Below are 21,792 nucleotides of genomic sequence, written 5' to 3'. Positions count from 1 at the left end.
TGCCGATGCGAACCGAGCGCACTCGGCATGGCACCCTTAGAGCTGCGAATGAGGCAATCACGGACACGGGTTCGACAAGGAGCGGTCACAGTGCAGCGCTGGCGTGGCTTGGAGGACATCCCCGAGGACTGGGGGCGCAGCGTCGTCACCATCGGTTCCTACGACGGGGTGCACCGCGGACACCAGCTGATCATCAAGCATGCCGTGGACCGCGCCCGTGAGCTGGGCGTTCCCTCCGTCGTGGTGACCTTCGACCCGCACCCGAGCGAGGTCGTGCGCCCCGGCAGCCACCCCCCGCTGCTCGCCCCGCACCACCGGCGCGCCGAGCTGTGCGCCGATCTGGGTGTGGACGCGCTGCTCATCCTCCCCTTCACCACCGAGTTCTCGAAGCTGTCGCCCGCCGACTTCGTGGCCAAGGTGCTCGTCGACAAGCTGCACGCCAAGGCCGTCGTCGAGGGCCCGAACTTCCGTTTCGGCCACAAGGCGGCCGGCAATGTCGACTTCCTGCGCGAGCAGGGCAAGACGTACGACTTCGACGTCGAGGTGGTGGAGCTGTACGTGAGCGGTTCCGCCGGGGGCGGTCAGCCGTTCTCCTCGACCCTGACCCGGCGGCTGGTGGCCGAGGGCGATGTGGAGGGCGCGCGCGAGATCCTGGGCCGCCCGCACCGCGTCGAGGGGATCGTCGTCCGCGGCGCCCAGCGCGGCCGCGAGCTCGGCTTCCCCACGGCCAACGTCGAGACCCTCCCGCACACCGCGATCCCCGCCGACGGCGTCTACGCCGGCTGGCTGCACGTCGAGGGCGAGGCGATGCCCGCCGCGATCTCCGTCGGCACGAACCCGCAGTTCGACGGGACCGAGCGCACCGTCGAGGCGTACGCCATCGACCGCGTCGGCCTCGACCTGTACGGCCTGCACGTCGCCGTCGACTTCCTCGCCTACGTCCGCGGCATGGCCAAGTTCGAATCCATCGAGGCGCTGCTGGAAGCCATCGCCGACGATGTGAAGCGCTCGCGCGAGCTGATCGAGGCGTACGACGGGGAGTGACCCGTCGTACGGGACAGGGGCGCCGGTGCTCTCCAAGGCACCGGGCGCCCCTTTTCGCGTACTGAGCGTCCGTCTTTCACGTACTGAGCGTCCGTCCCCGCGCCGCCCGCTTCACGTATCGAGCCGTGCCCAGTGGCACGCCACCTGTGCCTCGCCGCTGCCGTTCAGTACCTCCAGGTCCTCGCCTCGGCACGCGTCCGCGACGCCCGCCCGTTCGGCCTCTCCGCTCGCCAGGATCTGGCAGCGCGCGTGGAAGCGGCAGCCGACGGGGATGCGGGAGGGGTCCGGGGGTTCGCCGGTGAGGACCACGGGGTCGCCCGGGGCCTCCGGGAGGACGGACAACAGGGCCTGCGTGTACGGGTGCCGGGGCGCGGTCAGGACCTTCTCCACCTCGCCGGTCTCCACGATCCGGCCCAGATACATCACCGCGACCCGGTCGGCGATGTTCCACGCGAGCCCCAGGTCGTGGGTCACCACCAGGGCGGACAGGCCGAGTTCGGTGCGCAGCCGCAGCAGCAGGGCGAGGATCTCGCCGCGTACCGACGCGTCGAGGGAGGCCACCGGCTCGTCGGCGACGATGAGTTCGGGCTCCAGGACCAGTGCGCCCGCGATGACGACGCGCTGACGCTGGCCGCCGGACAGCTCGTGCGGGTAACGCAGGAAGAAGCGCTCCGGCGGGCGCAGACCGGCCCGGGAGAGGGCTTCGGCGACCGCCGCCCGCTCGTCGCCGCCGTACTTGTGGATGCGCAGCCCCTCGGCCACCGCGTCGTACACCGTGTGCCGGGGGTTGAGCGAGCCGCTGGGATCCTGCAGGACCAGCTGCACACGCTTGCGATAGGCCTTGAGAGCGCGTGCGGAGTAGTCGAGCGGCGCCCCGTCGAAGGTGACGCGGCCGTCGGTCGGCGGGACCAGACCGAGCAGGGAGCGGGCCAGCGTCGTCTTGCCGCAGCCGGACTCGCCGACCAGGGCGACGATCTCCCCGGGGCGGATATCGAGGTCGACCCCGTCGACGGCACGCGCGCGGGCGGCGCCGTGACGTCCGGGGAAGGCGATGTGCAGGCCCTCGGCCCGGAGCAGGGGAGCCGCGGTGACGGGGGGCGAGGTCACAGGGGTGGTGGTCATGGGGCGCTGCTCCTGGCTTCTTCCGCCGGGGTGCCCGGCTCGTGGACGGTCACGCCGGCGTGCACACAGGCGGCCCACCGCCCCGCACCCGCCTCCCGCAGTGCCTGATCCTCGGTGGCGCAGCTGTCCAGGGCCACCGCACAGCGGGGATGGAACGTACAGCCGGACGGCAGCGCCGACGGGTCCGGTGGATCGCCCGGCAGCCCGCGCGGCGCGAACCGCGAGGCGGCGTCGCCGATGCGCGGGAACGCCGCCGACAGCGCCTGGCCGTACGGGTGCCGGGCCGCCTCGTACACCTGCCGGGCCGGGCCCTCCTCGACGACACGGCCCGCGTACATCACCGCGAGCCGGTCGCAGGTGTCGGCGAGCACGGCGAGGTCGTGGCTGATCATGATCAGGCCCAACTCCTGCTCGGCGACGAGCTGTTCGATCAGGCGCAGGATCTGGGCCTGGATCATCACGTCGAGGGCCGTGGTCGGTTCGTCGGCGATGACGAGCCGGGGGTCGCAGGCCAGGGCCATGGCGATCATGACGCGTTGGCGCTGCCCGCCGGACAGCTCGTGCGGGTAGGCGTTCGCGCGGGCGGCGGGCAGACCCACGTGTTCCAGCAGCTCGCCGGTCTTCTTCTTCGCGCCCGTCGGGGTCGCCTTCTTGTGGAGCAGGATCGGCTCGGCGATCTGGTCGCCGATGCGGTGCACGGCGTTGAGGGAGTGCATCGCGCCCTGGAAGACGATCGAGGCGCCCGCCCAGCGGACCGCCCGCACCCGGCCCCACTTCATGGTCAGTACGTCCTCGCCGTCGAGCAGGATCTCCCCGCTCGTATGGGTGCCCGTGGGCAGCAGCCGCAGCAGCGCGAGCGCCAGCGTGGACTTGCCACAGCCGGACTCGCCCGCGATACCGAGCTTCTGGCCCGCGTCGAGGGAGAGGTCCACGCCGCGCACGGCGGCCGCGCCGCCCGCGTACGTCACCTCGAGGTTCCTGACCTCCAGCAGACGCCGCTTCGCCGGAGTGCTCATCGGGTCACCCCCAGCTTGGGGTTGAGGACCGACTCGACCGCGCGTCCGCACAGCGTGAACGCCAGCGCCACCAGCGCGATCGCGATCCCCGGCGGCACCAGGTACCACCACTTGCCCGCGCTGACCGCGCCCGCCTCCCGCGCGTCCTGGAGCAGTCCGCCCCAGGACACGACCGTCGGATCACCGAGGCCGAGGAAGGCGAGGGTCGCCTCGGCGAGGATCGCGGAGGAGATGATCAGGGTGGTCTGCGCCAGCACCAGCGGCATCACATTGGGCAGCACGTGCCGGGACATGATGTGCCAGTGCCCGCCGCCGAGCGCCTTCGCCCGCTCGATGTAGGGCCGTGACTCCACGGCGAGGGTCTGCGCCCGCACCAGCCGGGCCGTCGTCGGCCAGGTGGTGACGCCGATCGCCAGGATGATCGTGCCGATCGAACGCGACATCACGGTCATCAGCGCGATCGCGAGCACCAGCGTCGGCATCACCAGGAACCAGTCCGTGATCCGCATGATCACGGTCGCGTACCAGCCGCGGAAATGGCCCGCGGTGATCCCGATGAGCGCGCCGATCGCGACGGAGAGCACGGCCGCGAGCAGCCCGACGAGCAGTGAGACCCGGGCACCCCACACCACGAGCCCGAGCAGATTGCGCCCGAACTGGTCGGTGCCGAGCGGGAATCGGGCGCTGGGGCTCTCCATCGGGCCGCCCGGCGCGTCGGTCACGCTCTGCACGTCGGAGCCGACGGTCAGCGGCGCGGAAAGGGCGATCAGGGCGAAGAGGGAGAGGGCGGCCAGTCCGAAGACGCCCGCCCGGTGGGTGCGGTACTGCCGCCAGAAGCGGACGGCGGAGTGGCGGCGCCGCTGCCAGGCGAGGGTGCGCGGGCCGACTGCGGCCACCTGCGGGGTTGCTTCGGTTGTCATCGGCCCGTCCGACTCGGTCGTGGTCATCGGCCCACCCGTGGGTCCAGCAGCGGATAGATCAGATCGGCCAGGGTGTTCATCACGATCACCGCCGAGGCGAAGACGAAGAACAGCCCCTGGACCAGTGGCAGATCGGGCACGCTCAGCGCCTGGTAGAAGAGCCCGCCCAGGCCCGGCCAGGAGAAGACGGTCTCGACGAGGATCACTCCCGCGACCGTCCGGCCGAGGTTGATGAAGATGAGGGTGACGGTCGGCAGCAGCGCGTTCGGCACGGCATGCCGACGGCGGACGAGATCGTCCCGAAGGCCCTTCGCGCGCGCCGTCGTCAGATAGTCGCTGCCCATCTCGTCGAGCAGCGCCGAGCGTGTGACCAGCAGGGTCTGCCCGTACTCGACGGCGACCAGCGTCACCACCGGCAGGATCAGATGGTGGGCGACATCGAGGACGTACGTGAAGCCCTCCTTGCCCCCCGACTCCATGCCGCCGGTCGGGAACAGGCCCGGGATCGGCCCCATGCCCACCGAGAAGACGATGATGAGCAGCAGACCGAGCCAGAAGGACGGGATCGAGTACAGCGTCAGGGCCAGACCGGTGTTGAGGCGGTCGCTCCTGCCGCCGTTGCGCCAGGCGGAGCGGGTGCCGAGGAAGATGCCGAGCGCGGTGTACAGGACGAACGCCGTGCCGGTGAGCAGGAGGGTGTTCGGCAGCGCTTCGGAGATCTTGTCGATGACGGGGGCCCGGAACTGGTACGAGGTGCCCAGGTCGCCGGTGAGGGCCTTGCCGCAGTAGTCGGTGAACTGCTGCCACAGCGGCAGGTCGAGCCCGAACTCCTCGCGGTAGTGGGCGAGTTGCCCGGCGGAGACCTGACGGCCGCCCGTCATGTACTTCACCGGATCGCCGGGGATGAGCCGGAAGAGGAAGAAGCTGGTGACGAGGACGGCCAGCAGCGAGACGGCCGCGCCGCCCAACTTGCCCGCCACATACCGCAGATACGCGGTGGTGGTGCGCGCCCGTGGTCCGCGGACCGACGGCCCGGCCTGGGCCGGACCGTCGGTCGCCTCGACCAGCGAGGGTGTTGCCTCAGCGGTCATGAACTACTCATTCGCTCGTACGTTCATGGGGTCCCCGTGGGTGTCGGGCGACGGGATACGGGGACGGCGGACGGGGAGGTCTACTCGCGGTCCTCGGCCGTGGCGCGGCGTCGCATCGCGAAGAACGCCCCGACGCCCACGAGAACGACGACGCCCGCGACGATGCCGATGATGACGCCCGTCGAGCTCGAACCGTCGGAGGACGCACCGGAGGCGTCGGCCGGAACCGCCGACCACCAGCTCCAGTAACCGTCCTGGCCGTAGATGTTGCCCGCGGCCTTCGGCATCGTCTCGATCGACTTGATCTGGTCGGTGCGGTAGGCCTCGACCGCGTTCGGGTACGCCATGACGTTCATGTACCCGGTGTCGTAGAGCCGCGACTCCATCTGCTTGACGATGTCCGCCCGCTTGGCGGTGTCGTACTCGGCCAGCTGCTGGTCGTACAGCTCGTCGTACTTCTTGTCGCAGATGAAGTTGTCCGTCGCGCCCGTGTCCTTGGGGGTGGCGGGCAGCGCCCCGCAGGTGTGGATGGACAGCACGAAGTCCGGGTCCGGGTTGACGGACCAGCCGTCGAAGGCCAGGTCGTACGTGCCGGCCAGCCAGGGGTCGGTCACGTTGTCGAGGCAGTTGAGAGTGACGCCGATGCCGAGCTTGCCGAACCACTCCTTCACGTACTGCCCGACCGCCTTGTCGTTCGGGTCGGTGGCGTGGCAGAGGATCCGGTAATTGATCGGCTTGCCGTTCTTCTCGACGCGCTTGCCGTCGGCGTTCTTCTTGTAGCCCGCCGCGTCGAGGAGCTGGGCCGCCTTGGCCGGGTCGTACACGAGCTCCTGGCTCGCCGACGGCTTCCAGTAGTACGTGGAGAAGCGCGGCGGGATGTATCCCTCGCCCTCGACGGCGTGGCCCTGGAAGACCTTGTCGATGATGGTCTTCCGGTCGATCGCCATGAAGAGCGCCTGGCGCACCTTCTGGTTCAGCAGCGACTCGGCGCCGTCACCGAAGTGCTTGCCGTCCTTGGACTGGGCGCCGGGGTTGGTGGCGAGGGCGTAGAAGCGACGGCCCGGAGCGTCGTTGACCTTGATGTTCGGCTCGCCCTTGAGGGACGCCGCCTGGGCGGGGGTCAGCGCGGGGGAGCCCGCGACGAAGGAGACCTCGCCCTTGCGCAGGGCGGCCACCGCGGCGTCCTGGTCCTTGAAGTACTTGAAGACCAGCTCGTCGAACTTGGGGGCGCCGCGCCAGAAGGTCTTGTTCGGCTTCAGCCGTGCATAGCTGTCGGGCTTGTAGTCGGTCAGGACGAACGGCCCGTTGCCGACGATCGGGAAGCTCTGGTCGTTGTTGAACTTCGAGAAGTCCTTGACCTTCTCCCAGATGTGCTGGGGGACGATCGGCACATCGAGCGCGCCCATCGTGGCCTGCGGCTTCTTCAGCTCGATGACGAGCTGGGTGGGGCTCGGGGCGGTGACCTTCCTGAAGTTGGTGACGAAACTGCCGTTGGCGGTGGCCGCGCCCTGGTCCGTCATCATCTTGTTGAACGTCCATGCCGCGTCCGCGGCGGTGGCCTGCCGGCCGTCCGACCACTTGGAGTTCGAGCGGATCGTGTAGGTCCAGGTGAGCTTGTCGGCGGACGGCTCCCACTTGGTGGCAAGGCCCGGGACGGTGTGGTTGTCCGCGGGGTCGTAGTTGGTCAGGTACTCGTACATGAGCCGGTGGATGCTCGTACTGAGCAGGCGTGAGGCCAGGAAGGGGCTCAGCGAGTCGACGCTCTGCGCGACCGCGACGGTGAGGACCTTCTTGCCCTCCTCGGCCTGCCGGCTCCCCTTGGCCTGGGCCTGTTGAGGGGCCGGGTTGAGCGGGGTCGCGAGACCGGCGGTGACGGTGAGCGCGGCGGCGGCTGCGGCGGCGAGGAGCCGGGGGCGCAGACGTCCTCTGTTGGGCTGATCGTGTCTGTTCATGGGTCGGTGACCTCGCGTCATCGCTCGCACAGGGATGGCTGGTTGACCTACTGGATCAGGGTGATCGGGGGACGCCGGCGGGATTGATGTGTGTGTCTATCAGCGGCGGTCTCGGCGCGTCAACGGCGCGTGAACCCCGTGTGGCCTGCGGAAATAACGAGTTGGCGCGGATTTTTCGCTCATTGGTTCAGACCGGTGAAGCCCTCCTGGCCAGGGGGTGACGCCCTGTTTCGTGCCTGGACACGCGAAGGCCCGCACCCTGGGGGCAGGGCGCGGGCCTCGGCGAGAAACGGTGCCCCTGAAGGGCCCGATCGGGTTATTGATGTCCGGTTGTCGACGTCCGGCGTCGATGTCCGGTTACTGCTGTGGGGGTGCGGGCGGGGGAGGGGTCTGAGGGGGCTGGCCCTGGTACGGCGGATAGGGCTGACCCGGCTGCCCCATCTGACCCGGCTGACCGGGCTGGCCCGGGTGGAACTGCTGGCCCGGCTGCGGAGGCTGGGGAGGCCCCGGATGGTGCTGGCCGGGCTGCGGGGGCCCGGCATACGGCCGGCCCGGCTGCTGGGGATGGGGCTGCTGCCCCGGCATCGGTGCTCCTGGCACGCCCTGGCCCTGCGGGTAGAGGTACTGACCCGGCATCGGCGGGGCGGCCACCGGCGGCGGGTTGCCGTCGTTCGTCCACAGCCCGTGCGACTGCTGGTGCCGCACGATGTCCTCGGCGACCATCGCGGACAGGTTGAAGTACGCCTCCCGCACCTTGGGCCGCATCATGTCGAGGTCGACCTCGGCGCCCGCGGCCAGATGCTCGTCGAACGGCACGACCACGACACCGCGGCAGCGCGTCTCGAAGTGGCTGACAATGTCCTCCACCTTGATCATCTTGCCGGTCTCGCGCACCCCGGAGATGACGGTGAGGGACCGCGAGACCAGATCCGCGTACCCGTGCGCCGACAGCCAGTCCAGTGTCGTACTGGCACTGCTGGCACCGTCGACGGACGGCGTGGAGATGATGATGAGCTGGTCGGCGAGGTCGAGCACCCCGCGCATGGCGCTGTACAGCAGACCGGTGCCCGAGTCGGTCAGGATGATCGGGTACTGCTTGCCCAGCACGTCGATCGCGCGCCGGTAGTCCTCGTCGTTGAAGGTCGTGGAGACGGCCGGGTCGACGTCGTTGGCGATGATCTCCAGACCGGAGGCGGCCTGTGAGGTGAACCGCCTGATGTCCATGTACGAGTTCAGGTACGGGATCGCCTGCACGAGGTCGCGGATGGTGGCCCCGGTCTCGCGGCGCACCCGGCGCCCGAGCGTGCCCGCGTCCGGGTTGGCGTCGATCGCCAGGATCTTGTCCTGTCGCTCGGTGGCCAGCGTGGAGCCGAGCGCGGTGGTGGTCGTCGTCTTGCCGACACCGCCCTTGAGGCTGATGACGGCGATCCGGTAGCACGACAGCACCGGCGTCCGGATCAGCTCCAACTTCCGCTGCCGCTCGGCCTCTTCCTTCTTCCCGCCGAACTTGAACCGCGAGGAGCCGCCGGAGGGGCGACCGCTCTTGGCCTTCTGCTTCTTGTTGTTGAGCAGCCGGTCGGAGGACAACTCCACCGCGGCCGTGTACCCGAGCGGGGCGGCGGCCGGGTTGGTGGGCTGACGCTGGTCGTGCTGGATGGGCTGCGGCCAAGCCGCGCCGGTACGGGGGTCCACCGGCGGCTGGGGCTGCGCCTGCTGCGCGTCCGGCTGCGGTCCCGGGTGGGGCTGCTGCGGGAAGCCGTAGCCGCCCTCCTGGGGAGCGTGGGGAGCCGGAGGCTGGGGGAAGCCGTAGCCCGACTGCGGGCCGGGGGCCTGCGGCGCGGGGGGCTGGGGCGCGTTGGCCTGCGGTGGGGCCGGCTGGGGAGCGGGCGCGCCCGTCTGCGGGAAGCCGTAGCCGCTCTGCTGCGGTCCCGGCTGGGACGGGATGGGGGCGCTCGGCTGCGGGAACCCGTAACCGGTCGGCGGGGCCGGGGGGTTGGGCGTGACGGGAGCCGGAATCCCGGGGTGCGGGAAGCCGTAACCGTCCTGCGGTGCGGGCGGCGCGGGTACGGGAGCGTGGGCGACCGGAGGGGCCACGGGGCCCGGCGCGGGCGGCGTGCCCTGCGGATGCCACGCGGCGGGCGCGGGTTGCGGAGCCTGCGGCTGGAACGGCGGCTGCGGCTGGGCGACCGGCTGCTGCGGCGGGACCGTCGGCTGGGCGGGCGGCGGCCCTGGGTAGGGCTGCTGCTGGGGCTGCTGATGGGGAAAGCCGTAGCCACCCTGCTGGGGCGGCAGGGGCGGCTGTCGCTGCGCGGCGGTCGGCTGCGGCGGGATGGTCGGCTGTCCCTGCGCGGCCGAGGGCTGCGGCGGGACGGGTACCTGGCCCTGGGCGGGCGCCGGTTGCGGCTGCTGAGGGGGCCCGGGCTGCGATGGCACGACCGGCTGGGGGGAGGGCCACTGGGCTGCCGGGGCCGGGGCTGCGGGCTGGTAGGCGGGCGGCAGCGGCGGTAGTCCGCCCTGCGGCATCGGCGGGGGAGCCCAGGCGGGAGCGGCCGTCTGCGCGTCCTGCGGTACGTCGGTCCCGGCGTCCGGCGAGGTGTCCGGCGCGATGTTCTGGGGCCAGTCGTCGAAGTCATCGGCTTCTTGCGCCGCCGCGTCCTGGGACACGGGGGCGTCGGGAGCCGTCGCGGCGGCAACGGGCCGCTCTCCCTCCGCGTCGGCGGCATCCTCGGCGCTCTCGACGTCGCTGGCAGGGGTACCCGCGGGCTCCTCGAAACCACCATCGGCTGCGGCTGCGGCTGCGGCTGTGGCGTCCTCGGAGTCGTCGTCGCCCGCGTCGGCCGGAACCTGCGACGCCTCGACCTCGCCGTGCGGGCCGTCTTCACCACCGGTCGGGTCCGTCACGTCGGCCCCGACGTCCGCGGGCTCCTGTCCGTGTCCCGCGGCGGAGTGGGCGGCGTCGGTGGCGTCGCCCGCAGTCGCGGCGCCGGTGCCGTCGTGCTCGCTCGTGCCCGCGTTCGCGTCTTCCGCCGGCGAGGGCGCTTCCGCGCCCGCCGCGGCCTCACCGGAGGCCTCGGCGGACTGCTGCTCCCCGGCCGGCACGGCGGGTGCGCTCAGCTCGAAGTCACCGCCGGTCTTGTCCTCGCCGTCCGGTCCGTCACCGACCGGCGCGCCCTCGGCGACAGCGGCGTCCCCGGCCGGGCCTGTGGATGTTTCCTCGGCGGCTCGGGCCGCGGCCTCCCGCTCCGCGAACTCACGCTTGAGCGCGGCGGCGGAGAACCGCATGGTCGCGCCGCTCTCGATGTCACCGTTCCCGGGACCCGCCTCGTCGGCCGGTACGGTCGGCGGAACGTGCGCGGCCGGGTCGAACGACACCGGCGGAGCGGACGGCGCGGGGGGAGCCGGGGGAGGTGGGGTCGGCGAGGCCTGGGCCGAATGGCCCGACGCGTTCTGCGTGTACCAGGCGGGCGGCGCGTAGTCGATGGTGAACTCGCCCGTCGCCTCGACGGCGGACTCCGCGTCGGACTGGTCATCGCCGGGTGTGGCCCAGCCCCCGCGGATCCCGTCCCGATCGCTGTTCACAATTCCTCCTGGTGTGGTCAAGCACCCTCAATGCCGTGCTGGCGCGACCGTTCGCTTCGCGTCCGTCTTCGCGTCTCTTCGTGCGAAGCGCGGGCGGGTCCGTCGACGGGTGGGTCGAGGGATACGGGTCGCGCCCGGTCCCAGCCTAATCACCACGAGCGCCACGACGGCAGGCCCGTCCGCCCCTCCGCACGGGTCCGCTCCGTCACACCGTGCCCAGAAGCGGAGTACGCACGCGTCAAGGGAGTTAACAAACCGGGCAATCGTGGTGAACAAGCTGGGCGCGACAAGGGGGAAATCATTCCCAAAGGTCGAATTACGGACCGATGTTGAGTCGGCGATGCCCGAGGACGCTCGGTCAGTCCATCCTGCGCGGCGTACCGAACAATCCGGTCTCGGCGTCCGTGGGCTGAGTCATCACGTACTGCCGGTCGCGGTCGGCGCACCAGAGCGTGACCCCGTCGGCGAGCGTGGGCAGTGAGTCCACATCGCCTCGGGGCAGCGTCAACGCCCGCCCGATTTCGGCGGCTTCGTCCGGCGAGACACGCTGCACGCCGACGAGCCGCGCCTGCCGCAGCAACCGGGGAGCCACCGGGCTGAGATACGGCAGCAGCGTCAGCACCGACTGCCAGGGGCCGGAGACCACACGCCCGCGCGGTGGCCGCATCCCGCAGTCACGCACCACCAGCACCGGGTTGCCGGCCGAGGAGCCCTGCGGCGGTACCCGCCCCACGTCGTGCACGCTCATGCCGTTCTGCCCGCCGCCCATGGCGTGCACCATCTGCATCCAGGCCGGCGCGCGCCCCGTCTCCACGGCCACGCGCGCCCCGGTGGCCGCCGCTCGCAGCGCGAGCACCTGCGCGGTCCAGAGACCGCCGATCAGGACGACGTCGTACGCCGTCGGCCGGTTGAGGCCCAGCACGGCGGGCTGCCCCTCGGCGTCCACCCCGATGACGACCCCGTCGTCCCCGATGGGCAGCGCGAGCGAGTCGATCTGCTCCACGGACAGCGAGTGCCGTCCGTGCCGAGGCCCGAGCAGCCCGAACCCGCTGCGCAGACGCCCACGCCCCGGCTCCGGGACCGGGCCGGGGGAGCCGGCCGATCCGGCGCCCGAAGCTCCACGAGCTCCCGGATCCCCCGAAGCGCCGTACGGGCCCGAGGCCCCGAACCCACCCGGATTCCCGTTCCCGTACGCCCCCGAGGCGGTGGCTCCACCTGTGGTCATGGCCATCAGCGAACACCCCCGAGAGGCAGCGTGGCGAGCACACCGGGCAGCTGCTCGCGATCGAGCCGGGCCAGCCCCGTGCCGGCCTGGCGGGCGGCGTGCTCCAACGAGCGGCGCGCCGCGACCAGTTCGTCGTCGCTGCGGCCGGTCACGCGCATGTGCCCGCACAGCGACACCTCTTGGCGCTCTCCGCGCCGCAGCGTCAGGCTGAAGGTGGTGGCCAGTGCGGGCACGGCCGTGAGCAGCGCGACGAGTTGGGGCAGGGAGGGCCCGCCGCCACCGCCCAGTTGGGGCCAGCGCCGCACCCAGTACGTCGTGTGTCTGCGGTTGTCGCAGCGCCAGCTGCGGCCGGACTCCTCGGTCCGCCGCGCGGGCAGGTCGGTGCGTCCCGCCTCGGCCGTCACCAGAGGGTTGGCACACGCCGAGGTCGCCACCGCGGCCGTCAACTCCTCCTCATTGAGCACCGTGGTACGAAAACCCGCCCCCGTGAGCCGACTTGCGAGGTGGTCCGCGGCGCGCACGACGCACTTCTGCGCGCCGACGAGTCCACCCCCGCGTGCGGCCACCGCCTCCGGGCACAGCTCCGGATCGAGCTTCAACGCGATCCAGGTGATGCGCACGGCGGGTGCACCGGTCTGCTCCTGGAGCGGCGCGTAGTTGCTGACGGCCACGGACTGCTGTGGCAGGTGCAGCGCGGGCGCGGGCTGCGTGTGCAGCACGATCTGCGCCGACTCCAGATGGATGTCGTCCACGTCCAGCGTGTCCCGCACCAGCCTCAGGGGGAGCGGCTGCCGGCTCCGCTCGGCGCGCAGCGCGGTCGCGTCGGCCTCCACCTGAAGGACGGCGGTCACGAACGTACCGTCCCCGATCACGCCGACGGGCCGTCGGTCCCGTGCGCTGTACGCGGAGGTCCGCAGGCCCGGATCGCACTCCACGGCCGGGGCGAGACCGGGCTCCGTCCCGGGCGGTATCGGCGTACTCGCGGCGCGGCGCTGCCGCGCCCGCAACGCCCGTGCCGTGGCGAGCCATTCGGGCAACGAGCGGCCCCGGCGTCGCACGAAGGCGAGGAGGACGAGTGCGACCGCGACGACAGCGGCCGGCATCAGCGCGAACGGACCGACGATCCACCCGACGAGCAGCGCGGCGGCGGCGATTTCCAACAGAACGATCCGTTGCAACCGGAACGACCCCGACTGCCCGGGACGCACCTTGAGATGCAGCGCCCCCGTCTGTCCCTGCGCCCGCGCGGGCGGCGCGGACCGCTGCGACCGGGGTGCCGAGGAGCCCTGCTCCCGCGACCGGTCACGCGACCGGAACCGCGTTCCGGAAGCCATCACTGCATCCCCCCGTTTTCCTCACAACTCATGGGAACAACGCCACCACACAGGGCCCTTGAAGGCCCCGATACCCTACCCGCTCCACAAGACCGATCCCTTACCAGGCATAGTAGGGGGCCGGTCTGACAACGGAGGGCGGGGGACGGTGTACCCCCCAGCGTCGCCAGGCGATACACGGGGAGAAACAGGCACACATGGCATCTCGGCGGGACCAGCTCAACGCCTACACCTTCGCGAAGCGGCGCATGCTCGCGTCCTTCGTCCAGTCGTCTCCCGACGGTTCGGAGGAAGGGGCGCCGCGCCCGTTGCGTGCCGTGCTGCCGGGCACTCTCGTCGGCGTGATCATCATGGCCGCGTTCGGGGCGTGGGGGATGTTCAAACCGACCGCGCCGCAAGGCTGGAACGCCGTCGGCGAGAAGGTGATCATCGCCAGCAAGTCCACCACCCGTTACGTGGTCCTCAAGACCGACGGCAAGGTCCAACTGCACCCGGTCCTCAACATGGCGTCCGCGAAGCTCCTGCTCAAGACGGGCAAGGGTGACGTCGTCACCGTCGACGAGTCCATCCTCGACAGGGGCACCATCCCGCGCGGGGTCACCATCGGCATCCCCTACGCCCCCGACCGGCTTCCCGCCGCGTCCGAGGCGGGCTCCGCGAAGCGCTGGGCCGTCTGCGAACGCCCGAGCGCGGGCGGCAGGTCCATCCAGAAGGCCGCGTTCGTCCTGGCCGCACGCGACATGGGCAAGACCGAAGGCAGCAAGCAGAAGCTGGGGGGCGGCGAACTGCTGTACGTCGCGGGCCCGGACAAGACCCGCTACATCGTCGACGCGAGCGGAACGTCGTACGAGGTCGACAAGAACGACGAGTTGCTGCTGCGCACGCTGGTCGGCTCCGGCCGCGAACCACAGCGGGTGTCCAAGGAGTGGCTGGAGACCCTGCACCCGGGCGACCCCATCACCTTCCCGAAGGTCGAGGGGCAGATCGGCACCGCCGCCGGTGTCCAGGGCAGCCTGTCCGCCGAAGCGAACAAGGTCGGCATGGTGCTCAAGGCGCCCAACGGCGCGACCGAGCAGTACTACCTCGTCGAGCAGGGCAAGGTGGCTCCTGTCTCGGACTTCACCGCCAAGCTGCTTCTGAACAGCAGCGACCTGGTCGGCCTCGGCCAGGCCGGCACGGCTCTCGACGTCAGCGCCGGAGCCTTCGTGCCCAGTACGGCCGGGTTCGCCGCGGACCACACCTGGCCGAGCCGCATGCCCGTTCCCGTCAACGAGGCGGACGCGTCGGACGGGCACCGCAACACCGTCTGCAACGTCCTGCGCGACGTCGACAAGGGCAAGGGCGGGACGACGCTCAGCACTTGGGCGGGGACGGATTTCCCGGCCACCCTCCCGACCGGGTCCTCCAGCGCGTACGTCACGCCTGGCTCCGGGCAGCTCTACCGCCAGTTCCAGGGCGAGGAGACCTCGGCGGGCGGTGTCTTCCTGGTCACCGACACCGGACTGCGCTATGCGATGCAGTCCAACGACGACAGCGCCTCGAACGACGCGGGCATCGGCACCACGGCCAAGGAGCGCAAGCAACTCGAGCAGGAGGCCCATCTGGCCCAGATCAGCCTGGGCTACTCCGACGTGGACCCGGCGCCCATCCCTGCCGCCTGGTCCAAGTTCCTGCCCACGGGCCCCCGTCTGTCGACTTCGGCGGCACGCCAGCCGCAGGGCTCGTAAGGGGGGCCATGTCGTACGCACCGGCCGCAAGGCCTCTTCGTACCGCGGTCGTCATGGCCGCGACGCTGCTCGCTTCCACTGCCGGCGTCGCCCTCGCACCGCTCGCGGCGGCGGACACCTCCACGGACCAGTGCACCTTCCCGAACAAGAAGTACGCGGGCCGCCCTTGGGCGCTGCAACGTGTCCTGCTGGACGAGCTGTGGAGCCAGTCAAAAGGCAAGGGCGTACGGGTGGCTGTGATCGACACGGGTGTGGATGTGAAGAACCCGCAGCTCACTCACGCCGTGGACACGGCGGCCGGTCTCAACCTCCTCCCGAAGAAACTGAAGGACGACAACGGAGACCCGATCGCACGCGGCAAGGAGAACGGCACGACGGACACCGTCGGCCATGGCACGCGCGTGGCGGGCATCATCGCGGCCCGGCCCCTGTCCGGCACCGGATTCGTGGGCCTGGCTCCCGAGTCGACGATCATCCCCATCCAGCAGAACGACGCCGAGGGCCACGGCACGGCGGAAACGCTCGCCACGGCCATCCGGGACGCGATCCGGGCCAAGGCCAACGTCATCAACATCTCCCAGGACACCTCGAACGCGGTGAAACCGGCCCCGGACCTGAAACGGGCGGTGGACGAGGCGCTGGCCGCCGGCATCGTGGTCGTGGCCTCGGCGGGCAACGACGGCCTGGGCGGCAACGACAAGGACACCTATCCGGCCTCGTACCCCGGCGTCCTGGCGGTCGCCGCCTCGGACCGCAACAACGAACGCGCCTCCTTCTCGCAGTCCGGCGACTTCGTGGACGTGGCGGCCCCCGGCGTGGACATGATCTCCACCGTCCCCGACGGCGGCCACTGCTCCGACAACGGGACCAGCTTCTCGGCCCCGTACGTCGCCGGAGTCGCCGCTCTGATCAAGGCGAAGCACCACGACTGGACCCAACAGCAGATCGTGGCCCAGATCGAACAGACCGCCGAACGCTCGGTGGCGGGCCATGACCGTCTGGTCGGCTGGGGAGTGGTCGACCCGGTCCGCGCCCTGACGGAGGACGACCATCCCATCGAGTCCCCCGACCCTCACGAGGGCCTCTCGAAGGCCGAGGCCCCGACCCCGGCAAAACTGCAACTGGGCGAAACGCCGGACGAACGGAACGCTCGACTGGCTACGTATGTGGCTGTGGGGGCGGCGGTTTTGCTGGCGGGGCTCAGCGGGACGGCGGTGGCGGTGCGGGACGCGCGGCGGAGGAAGCGGCGGGTGGCGGGGGCGGAGTGACGGCCCGGCACATGGCTGTTCTCCACATCTCCGTTGCCTGGTCGCTGACTTGACAGACATGTATCGCGGTCATCGAAAGGACCTTTCCGCGTGAGCTTCGGCCCACCTCCTTCCATGTACACACAGTCCGCTCTGACAGCGGACGGCATGCAAAAGAAGCGCCGCCTGAAACTGTTCGGTGGCGTGGCAGCCCTCCTGATCGTCGCGCTGTGCGTGGGCAGTTGGCTCCTCTGGCACGACGACGACTCGGCCGTGGCAGCCGCCAAGCAGGCGGTCCCCGCGGAACAAGGTCCCCTGGACATCAGGGAGACGGTCGAGAAGCGACCCGCGAAGGTAGCTGGACGCATGGCCTTCAGGTTCTCCGCCGACGACATGCAGGCCGGCGAGTCGTACGCGATGCCGGGCATGTGGGCGACGGACAAGATCCTTGCCAAAGGCATCAACAGAACCCTCGTGGGTTTCAAGATCGGTGCGGATGCCCGCGCGGGCGACGAGGTCTGGAGCATCAGGTTCGCCGGACCGATCTGCGGCACGACGCGTCATGTGACTGCGGGGGACCGCACGGCGGTCCTCTTCCGGTCCGGTACCGGCAGCGACGCGGTGTGCGACCGTGTGGCCTTCGTCGGCCTCGACACGGGCAAGAAGCTCTGGGAGGCCCGGTTCTCCACGCAGCAGACCGCCTCCGCGGACGTCACTCCGAGTGTGACCATGTCGCGAGCGACGGTGGCCGTGGCGTGGGGCGGAGGCACGGGGGCGTACGACATGAACCAGGGGAAGAGCCTCTGGACGAACACCCCCGCTGATGGGTGCAGGGACAGGGGACTGGCAGGCGGGCGCGCCCTGCTCGTCCGGACCGACTGCTTCGACGCGAAGACCACCACCACCACCTATCGGATCCGGAAGGTCGACCCCCGTACAGGCAAGGTGAGTTGGACGTACCAGGTCGCCAAGGGCGTCAAGGACGTCAACCTGGTGTCCGCCGAACCCGCCGTCCTCGCCGTGGCGGCCGGCGACGTCGAGATCACCGACCTGATCTCCCTCGACGAACAGGGCAAGTACCGCGCCACGATTCGCGTCGAAGGTGGCCACTACGTCGCCAAGTGTGTCGATGAAGTGGACTACGGGGCGGTGGACGACTGCCCGTCGATGGTGGTCGGAGACGGCCAGGTCTTCCTGATGAGCAGGGAGGACCCCGATGGAACCATCGTGAACAACTCCAACTGGATCATCGGATTCGATCTGGCGACGGGGAAGACGGTCAAGAAGTTCGAGTCGGGCAAGGACCAACTGCTGTATCCCCTGCGGATGAGCGGCGATCAGCTCCTCGCCCTCCGCGAGAGCAGCGATCACATCGCGCCCATGGCGCTCGTCAGCCTGAACCCGCGGACCGGCAAGGAGACCCCGTACCTCTACTTCGATCTGCCCTCCGAAGCCTGGACGCTCACAGACCAGGAACTGAACGACATCGTCGTGCAGAACGGGCGGATCTTCTTCGGCGCGAAGCAGGCGAACGGGCCGGCCAATGCCAAGGAGAAGGTCTGGGAGTGGCTGGTCCTCGGGGTGGGGAGCGCGGGATAGGTCGTCAGGCGGCAGCCGTCTCTTGTGAGTTCGCAATGGCTACACAGCAACGCCGAATGAGTAGGAGTACTCAGGTCCGTCGCGCTGTGGGCCACGTAGTGTCGAGTGGCGGCACGGGCCCAGGCGAGCGCGAGGGCGCGGTGAAGAAGCGGTGAAGCTTCGCTGGGCGGTAGCACAGCTGTTGCATATAGCAGTTGGGGCCGTCATAGGAAGCGACTAGAGTGATGTCGTTGCGGATATGAACGCTTGAGGGGTGCAGTCGCCCGGAGCGGGCGACAAAACGGGGAGGGAAGGCGTCATGCTTCCTGCGGACATGACAGGTGGGGCGTCGCCCGGCACAGCTGCGGACCTGAAGGTCGGCGCCGGCGTGCTGATGACGTTCAAGCAGCGCATCGACAAGCTCTTGTCCGAGTTCGAGGACTCGGCGGGCAGCGCTTCCAAGGTGGGTGCGCACCGCGTCTCGCGGACCTCCCTCAGTGGGCACGGCACCCCTTTCCATGAGGCGGACGCCCTGTTCGCTCAGTACGAGCAGGTTCACGAGCACATAACGCAGCTCTCCAAGACGCTGGGTCTCCAGATCGAGGCCATGGGCATCGCGACGCAGGGCGCGCAGAACGGTTTCGACAACCTCGACGATGACCAGCGACGCCGTTTCTGGGAGATCCAGGTCGAGACCGACCGCCTGTACAGCGAAGCCCGGCAGGAGAAGTCCGGCGAGGGTGAGAAGAAGCTGAGCGACGCCAAGAAGTCCACGAAGGGACTCCAGTAGTGAGCGGGGACGACAAGGCGCCGAAGGAGCTCACTGACCAGCAGCGCGTCGACGCTCAGGTCGGCCAGGTCGACGCGGTGTCCGGGGTGTCGAACGTGATGCACGACGCGTTCGGATTCAGGCGCGTCCGCCTGCTGACGTACGGGAAGGTCACGGACTTCGAGGACCACAAGCTCAACGCCATGATCGACCTGGTCCATCAGGCGAACCCCGCCGATCTGGAGCATGCCGGCGAGACGTTGGCGAAGGCGAGCAAGGCGATCAGCGACGCCGCCGTGGAGCTCAGGCGTCACCTCAAGCACGCGGGTGAGGACTGGCAGGGCGTGGCCGGCGAGGCGTTCCAGAAGTGGGGAGAGAAGCTCGCCACGCACACCGAGGGCCTGGCCACGTACGCCGATGGCGCCGGGGTGCAGGTCACGGCTGCCGCGACGGGGCTCGCATCCGTGCGCAGCTCCCTGCCGCCCCGGGACTCCCGCCCTGCCCTCGACCAGAAGAAGCCGGGGCAGCTTCCGGTACTCCAGCAGTTCGAAGGCAACAAGCAGTATGCCGAGGCGGTCCAGGTCGAGAAGGACCGGCAAGAGGCGATCAACCAGATGAATCGCCTCGCCTCCTTTTACTCGGTGTCCGGGTCCCAACTGGCGAACCTGGAGAAGCAGGCCCCGCCGGCTTTTGAGGCGATGCCGGATGTGGGCATGCCGCCGGCGTACGAGGCACCGAGCGGAGGTACCCATGGTTCCACGCATCACTCCAACCTGAGCTCAGTCCACCCAACGGTTGCCGTTGCGAGCGAAGCCAGCCATGCGTCCCACAGCGATTCCGGGAACGGCCGTCTTCCCTCTACGCATCCGGCCGTGGACACGAACGTCGATCTGCATCGCCCCCCCACTGTCGGTACGGAGATCAACAGCGTGGGTACGCTGCCGCCGGAAACCACGAAGCCGGCGCCCACGTTCCCCCCTTCCACGGCAACGGGACCTGGCGCACCCTCTGGGGGAACGCTCCCCCCCTTGGGGACGGGCGCGGTACCTCCTGCCTTCGGAGGGCCGGTCGGGCGCGCTGTCGGACTTGGTGGAGGAGCGGGCGGCAGGACACCGGGATCGGCTCAAGGGCGGGTCACCGCCTCTGAGGGAACCACTGCCGGAGGCCGCACGGGACGCGGTCCCGCGGGACCGATGGGCCGCGCTTCGGCGGTTGGCCAGCAGGCTGCCCGTGGGCCCGCGTCCGCGACGGGCAGGTCATCCATGGCGCGCGGCGTCACCGGTGGCATGCCCAGAAACGCGGGCACGACGAGTTCACGGACCGGCGGTGGGCCTGGCGGGCGAGTCGGCGGCGTGCCCGGTCAGCCTGCGGCACGGACCGGCCCGGGAGCCACGGGTGCTGCGCGTACGGGTGGCGTGGTCGGTGGCAGGCCCGCTTCTGAAGCCGGCCCGCGTGCGACGGGTGCCAGGGTTCCGCGTGGCACGGTCATCGGTGGCGAGGGTGCGACCGGCGCTCGTGCGACGGGTGAAAAGCCGGGGCAGCGCGGGGTGATCGGTGCGAAGAGCCCGGTGCCGGGCACGGGGCAGGGACAGTCTCAGCGCCGCTCTCCAGGTAATGCGGACGGTGTGGTCGGTGCGCCCGCGGGGCGGCCCGGCGCCAGGGGCAACGGAGCCGTGTCTGGCGGCTCTGGTCTGGTGTCCGGCTCTGCGGAGGCCCACAGCCCCGATCGTGCCGCCGGCGGGAGAACGCAGCGTCAACAGCGCCCTGCCGAGGACAAGAAGCGTGCGCGTGATGATGCGCGCCGGGGCGATACGCCGTCGGCGACCGACTGACCGAAACGACCGAGGACGTACACAAGCATGAAGTCAGGGACTGGCGTACGCCGTTCGCGCGCCGCGCTGTGGGCGAGGCATGCCCGGAGACATGTGACCACCGTGGGCGCGACGCTCGGTACTTTGGCCGTCATGTCTGTTGGGCTGGCCCCTGCCTCGTCTGCCGACGACATCCAGTCACAGCAGTGGTACTTGGACGCGATGAACGCCCAGGGGCTGTGGAAAGTCAGCACAGGCAAGGGTATTTCGGTCGCGGTGGTCGACACGGGCGTGAACCCGGACACGCATTCCTTGAAGGGCCAGGTGCTACCTGGAGTCGACGCCACGGGAACCACAGGTGACGAAACGGACGACTACGCCGGCCATGGCACGTCGATGGCCGAGCTGATCGCGGGGACCGGCCGTGGTGGCGGGCTCAAGGGAGTGGCACCCGGAGCCAAGATCATCCCCATCCGCACGGTGCTCCTCGGAATCGGCAAGAAGGGTGAGGAGCAGGGCGATACCTCAGCGAAGGCCATCCGAGCCGCTGCCGACTCCGACGCAAAGATCATCAATATGTCGTTCGGTACGTATTCCGAGGACGAGGGTGAACTTGAAGCCGTGCAGTACGCGCAGAGCAAGGGGAAGCTGCTCATTGCCGCTGTGGGTAACGCTGCCGATATCGCCAAGAACTACATCGGCTATCCCGCCAAATACCCCGGCGTGGTCGGAGTCTCGGCGATCAACGAAAACGGCGAGGTAGCCAAGTTCTCGCAGGATGGCGCGTATGTGGATCTGGCCTCGCCTGGCGTCGACGTACCGACCTGGTGTGACAAGGCCTTGAAGTCCTACTGCGCGCAGAGCAATGGCACCAGTCAAGCAGCCGCCATCACCTCCGGCGCCGCCGCTCTCATCTGGGCCGCCCACCCCAAGTGGACTGCCAACCAGGTCCTCCGCGTGATGATCGACACCGCCGGCCGGGACTGGCCGAAGAGCACCCCGAGCCGGTACCTCGGCTATGGAACGATCCGGCCGGCGCAGGTTCTCCTGAAGGGCAAGGGAGATCCCGGACCCGCCGACGTCGATCCCGTCAGCAACAAGAAGACACCCGGCGTCTCCGCAGGCACCGGTACCTCGCCCTCCGCATCAACCTCGTCACAGCCCCCGAAATCCAGTTCAGGTGGCCTGACTTCAGCGGCAGGATCAAGCTCGACGTCGTCCGGCGACAACACGCTGTGGGTGGTTCTCGGAGCAGCGGCGGCGGTGGTGGTGATCGGAGGCGGCGGCTTCGCCGTGTTCCGTGCGCGCCGCGGCAATTGAGGGCTCCCTGCACGGTTCGACCAATTTTCAGGCCAGGTTCCGCTTCCCACCTTGTGG

15 protein-coding genes are annotated in these 21,792 nt (G+C 70.0%); 7 read left to right on the top strand and 8 right to left on the bottom strand.

What is annotated here, in order from left to right:
• The first annotated feature begins 90 nt into the window (after positions 1–90).
• The gene (locus ACIRA5_RS23120) at positions 91–1,044 is read left to right on the top strand and encodes a bifunctional riboflavin kinase/FAD synthetase (RefSeq protein ID WP_403693389.1); all 954 of its coding nucleotides are present in this window, start codon (positions 91–93) and stop codon (positions 1,042–1,044) included.
• Positions 1,045–1,155: 111 nt separating this feature from the next.
• Here the strand turns inward: ACIRA5_RS23120 and ACIRA5_RS23115 are convergent, their stop codons facing one another.
• From ACIRA5_RS23115 to eccE, 8 genes are all read right to left on the bottom strand, one after another.
• Positions 1,156–2,166, bottom strand: a complete 1,011-nt coding sequence (locus ACIRA5_RS23115) for an ABC transporter ATP-binding protein (RefSeq protein ID WP_403693388.1) — start codon at positions 2,164–2,166, stop codon at positions 1,156–1,158.
• Positions 2,163–3,182 carry an ABC transporter ATP-binding protein gene (locus tag ACIRA5_RS23110; protein ID WP_403693387.1) on the bottom strand — a complete coding sequence of 340 codons (1,020 nt, stop codon included), beginning with the start codon at positions 3,180–3,182 and terminating at the stop codon, positions 2,163–2,165. Before ACIRA5_RS23110 ends, ACIRA5_RS23115 begins: the two co-directional genes overlap by 4 nt.
• Complete coding sequence (locus tag ACIRA5_RS23105) at positions 3,179–4,102, bottom strand: ABC transporter permease (RefSeq protein ID WP_403693386.1); 924 nt, start codon at positions 4,100–4,102, stop codon at positions 3,179–3,181. Before ACIRA5_RS23105 ends, ACIRA5_RS23110 begins: the two co-directional genes overlap by 4 nt.
• 23 nt (positions 4,103–4,125) lie before the next feature.
• A complete protein-coding gene (locus ACIRA5_RS23100) occupies positions 4,126–5,193 on the bottom strand; it encodes an ABC transporter permease (RefSeq protein WP_403693384.1) in 1,068 nt (355 codons plus the stop codon).
• An 80-nt stretch (positions 5,194–5,273) separates the two neighbouring features.
• Positions 5,274–7,145, bottom strand: a complete 1,872-nt coding sequence (locus ACIRA5_RS23095; protein ID WP_403693382.1) for an ABC transporter substrate-binding protein — start codon at positions 7,143–7,145, stop codon at positions 5,274–5,276.
• Positions 7,146–7,502: 357 nt separating this feature from the next.
• Positions 7,503–10,724: an SCO5717 family growth-regulating ATPase gene (locus tag ACIRA5_RS23090; protein WP_403693380.1), complete on the bottom strand. Its 3,222-nt coding sequence runs from the start codon at positions 10,722–10,724 to the stop codon at positions 7,503–7,505.
• Positions 10,725–11,082: 358 nt separating this feature from the next.
• Positions 11,083–11,949, bottom strand: a complete 867-nt coding sequence (locus ACIRA5_RS23085) for a hypothetical protein (RefSeq protein WP_403693378.1) — start codon at positions 11,947–11,949, stop codon at positions 11,083–11,085.
• A gap of 5 nt (positions 11,950–11,954) precedes the next feature.
• Entirely contained in the window at positions 11,955–13,283 is a 1,329-nt protein-coding gene (gene eccE, locus ACIRA5_RS23080) for a type VII secretion protein EccE (protein WP_403693376.1), read from the bottom strand.
• Positions 13,284–13,480: 197 nt separating this feature from the next.
• Between eccE and eccB the strand changes: the two genes are divergently transcribed.
• The 6 genes from eccB (at position 13,481) to ACIRA5_RS23050 (ending at position 21,735) form a co-directional block, all read left to right on the top strand.
• Positions 13,481–15,010 carry a type VII secretion protein EccB gene (gene eccB / locus ACIRA5_RS23075; protein WP_403693375.1) on the top strand — a complete coding sequence of 510 codons (1,530 nt, stop codon included), beginning with the start codon at positions 13,481–13,483 and terminating at the stop codon, positions 15,008–15,010.
• 53 nt (positions 15,011–15,063) lie between these two features.
• The gene (mycP, locus tag ACIRA5_RS23070; protein WP_403693373.1) at positions 15,064–16,278 is read left to right on the top strand and encodes a type VII secretion-associated serine protease mycosin; all 1,215 of its coding nucleotides are present in this window, start codon (positions 15,064–15,066) and stop codon (positions 16,276–16,278) included.
• 147 nt (positions 16,279–16,425) lie between these two features.
• Complete coding sequence (locus tag ACIRA5_RS23065) at positions 16,426–17,856, top strand: PQQ-binding-like beta-propeller repeat protein (protein WP_403693371.1); 1,431 nt, start codon at positions 16,426–16,428, stop codon at positions 17,854–17,856.
• Positions 17,857–18,154: 298 nt separating this feature from the next.
• Positions 18,155–18,625, top strand: coding sequence for a hypothetical protein (locus tag ACIRA5_RS23060; RefSeq protein ID WP_403693369.1), 471 nt, complete (start codon positions 18,155–18,157; stop codon positions 18,623–18,625).
• Positions 18,625–20,436 carry a WXG100 family type VII secretion target gene (locus tag ACIRA5_RS23055; protein ID WP_403693368.1) on the top strand — a complete coding sequence of 604 codons (1,812 nt, stop codon included), beginning with the start codon at positions 18,625–18,627 and terminating at the stop codon, positions 20,434–20,436. Before ACIRA5_RS23060 ends, ACIRA5_RS23055 begins: the two co-directional genes overlap by 1 nt.
• A gap of 93 nt (positions 20,437–20,529) precedes the next feature.
• Positions 20,530–21,735: a S8 family serine peptidase gene (locus ACIRA5_RS23050; RefSeq protein WP_403693366.1), complete on the top strand. Its 1,206-nt coding sequence runs from the start codon at positions 20,530–20,532 to the stop codon at positions 21,733–21,735.
• Positions 21,736–21,792 lie beyond the last annotated feature (57 nt).

It is taken from the genome of Streptomyces sp. NPDC096311 (assembly GCF_044763085.1).
Classification (GTDB): Bacteria; Actinomycetota; Actinomycetes; order Streptomycetales; family Streptomycetaceae; genus Streptomyces.
Note: the sequence above shows the minus strand (reverse complement) of the source record. Positions and strands in the feature narration are given on the sequence as shown.

Coding starts and splice junctions, on each gene's coding strand:
- ACIRA5_RS23115 (WP_403693388.1), bottom strand. CDS start 2,166: ATGACCACCACCCCTGTGACCTCGCCCCCCGTCACCGCGGCTCCCCTG.
- ACIRA5_RS23110 (WP_403693387.1), bottom strand. CDS start 3,182: ATGAGCACTCCGGCGAAGCGGCGTCTGCTGGAGGTCAGGAACCTCGAG.
- ACIRA5_RS23105 (WP_403693386.1), bottom strand. CDS start 4,102: ATGACAACCGAAGCAACCCCGCAGGTGGCCGCAGTCGGCCCGCGCACC.
- ACIRA5_RS23100 (WP_403693384.1), bottom strand. CDS start 5,193: ATGACCGCTGAGGCAACACCCTCGCTGGTCGAGGCGACCGACGGTCCG.
- ACIRA5_RS23095 (WP_403693382.1), bottom strand. CDS start 7,145: ATGAACAGACACGATCAGCCCAACAGAGGACGTCTGCGCCCCCGGCTC.
- ACIRA5_RS23085 (WP_403693378.1), bottom strand. CDS start 11,949: ATGACCACAGGTGGAGCCACCGCCTCGGGGGCGTACGGGAACGGGAAT.
- eccE (WP_403693376.1), bottom strand. CDS start 13,283: ATGGCTTCCGGAACGCGGTTCCGGTCGCGTGACCGGTCGCGGGAGCAG.
- eccB (WP_403693375.1), top strand. CDS start 13,481: ATGGCATCTCGGCGGGACCAGCTCAACGCCTACACCTTCGCGAAGCGG.
- mycP (WP_403693373.1), top strand. CDS start 15,064: ATGGCCGCGACGCTGCTCGCTTCCACTGCCGGCGTCGCCCTCGCACCG.
- ACIRA5_RS23065 (WP_403693371.1), top strand. CDS start 16,426: ATGCAAAAGAAGCGCCGCCTGAAACTGTTCGGTGGCGTGGCAGCCCTC.
- ACIRA5_RS23060 (WP_403693369.1), top strand. CDS start 18,155: ATGCTTCCTGCGGACATGACAGGTGGGGCGTCGCCCGGCACAGCTGCG.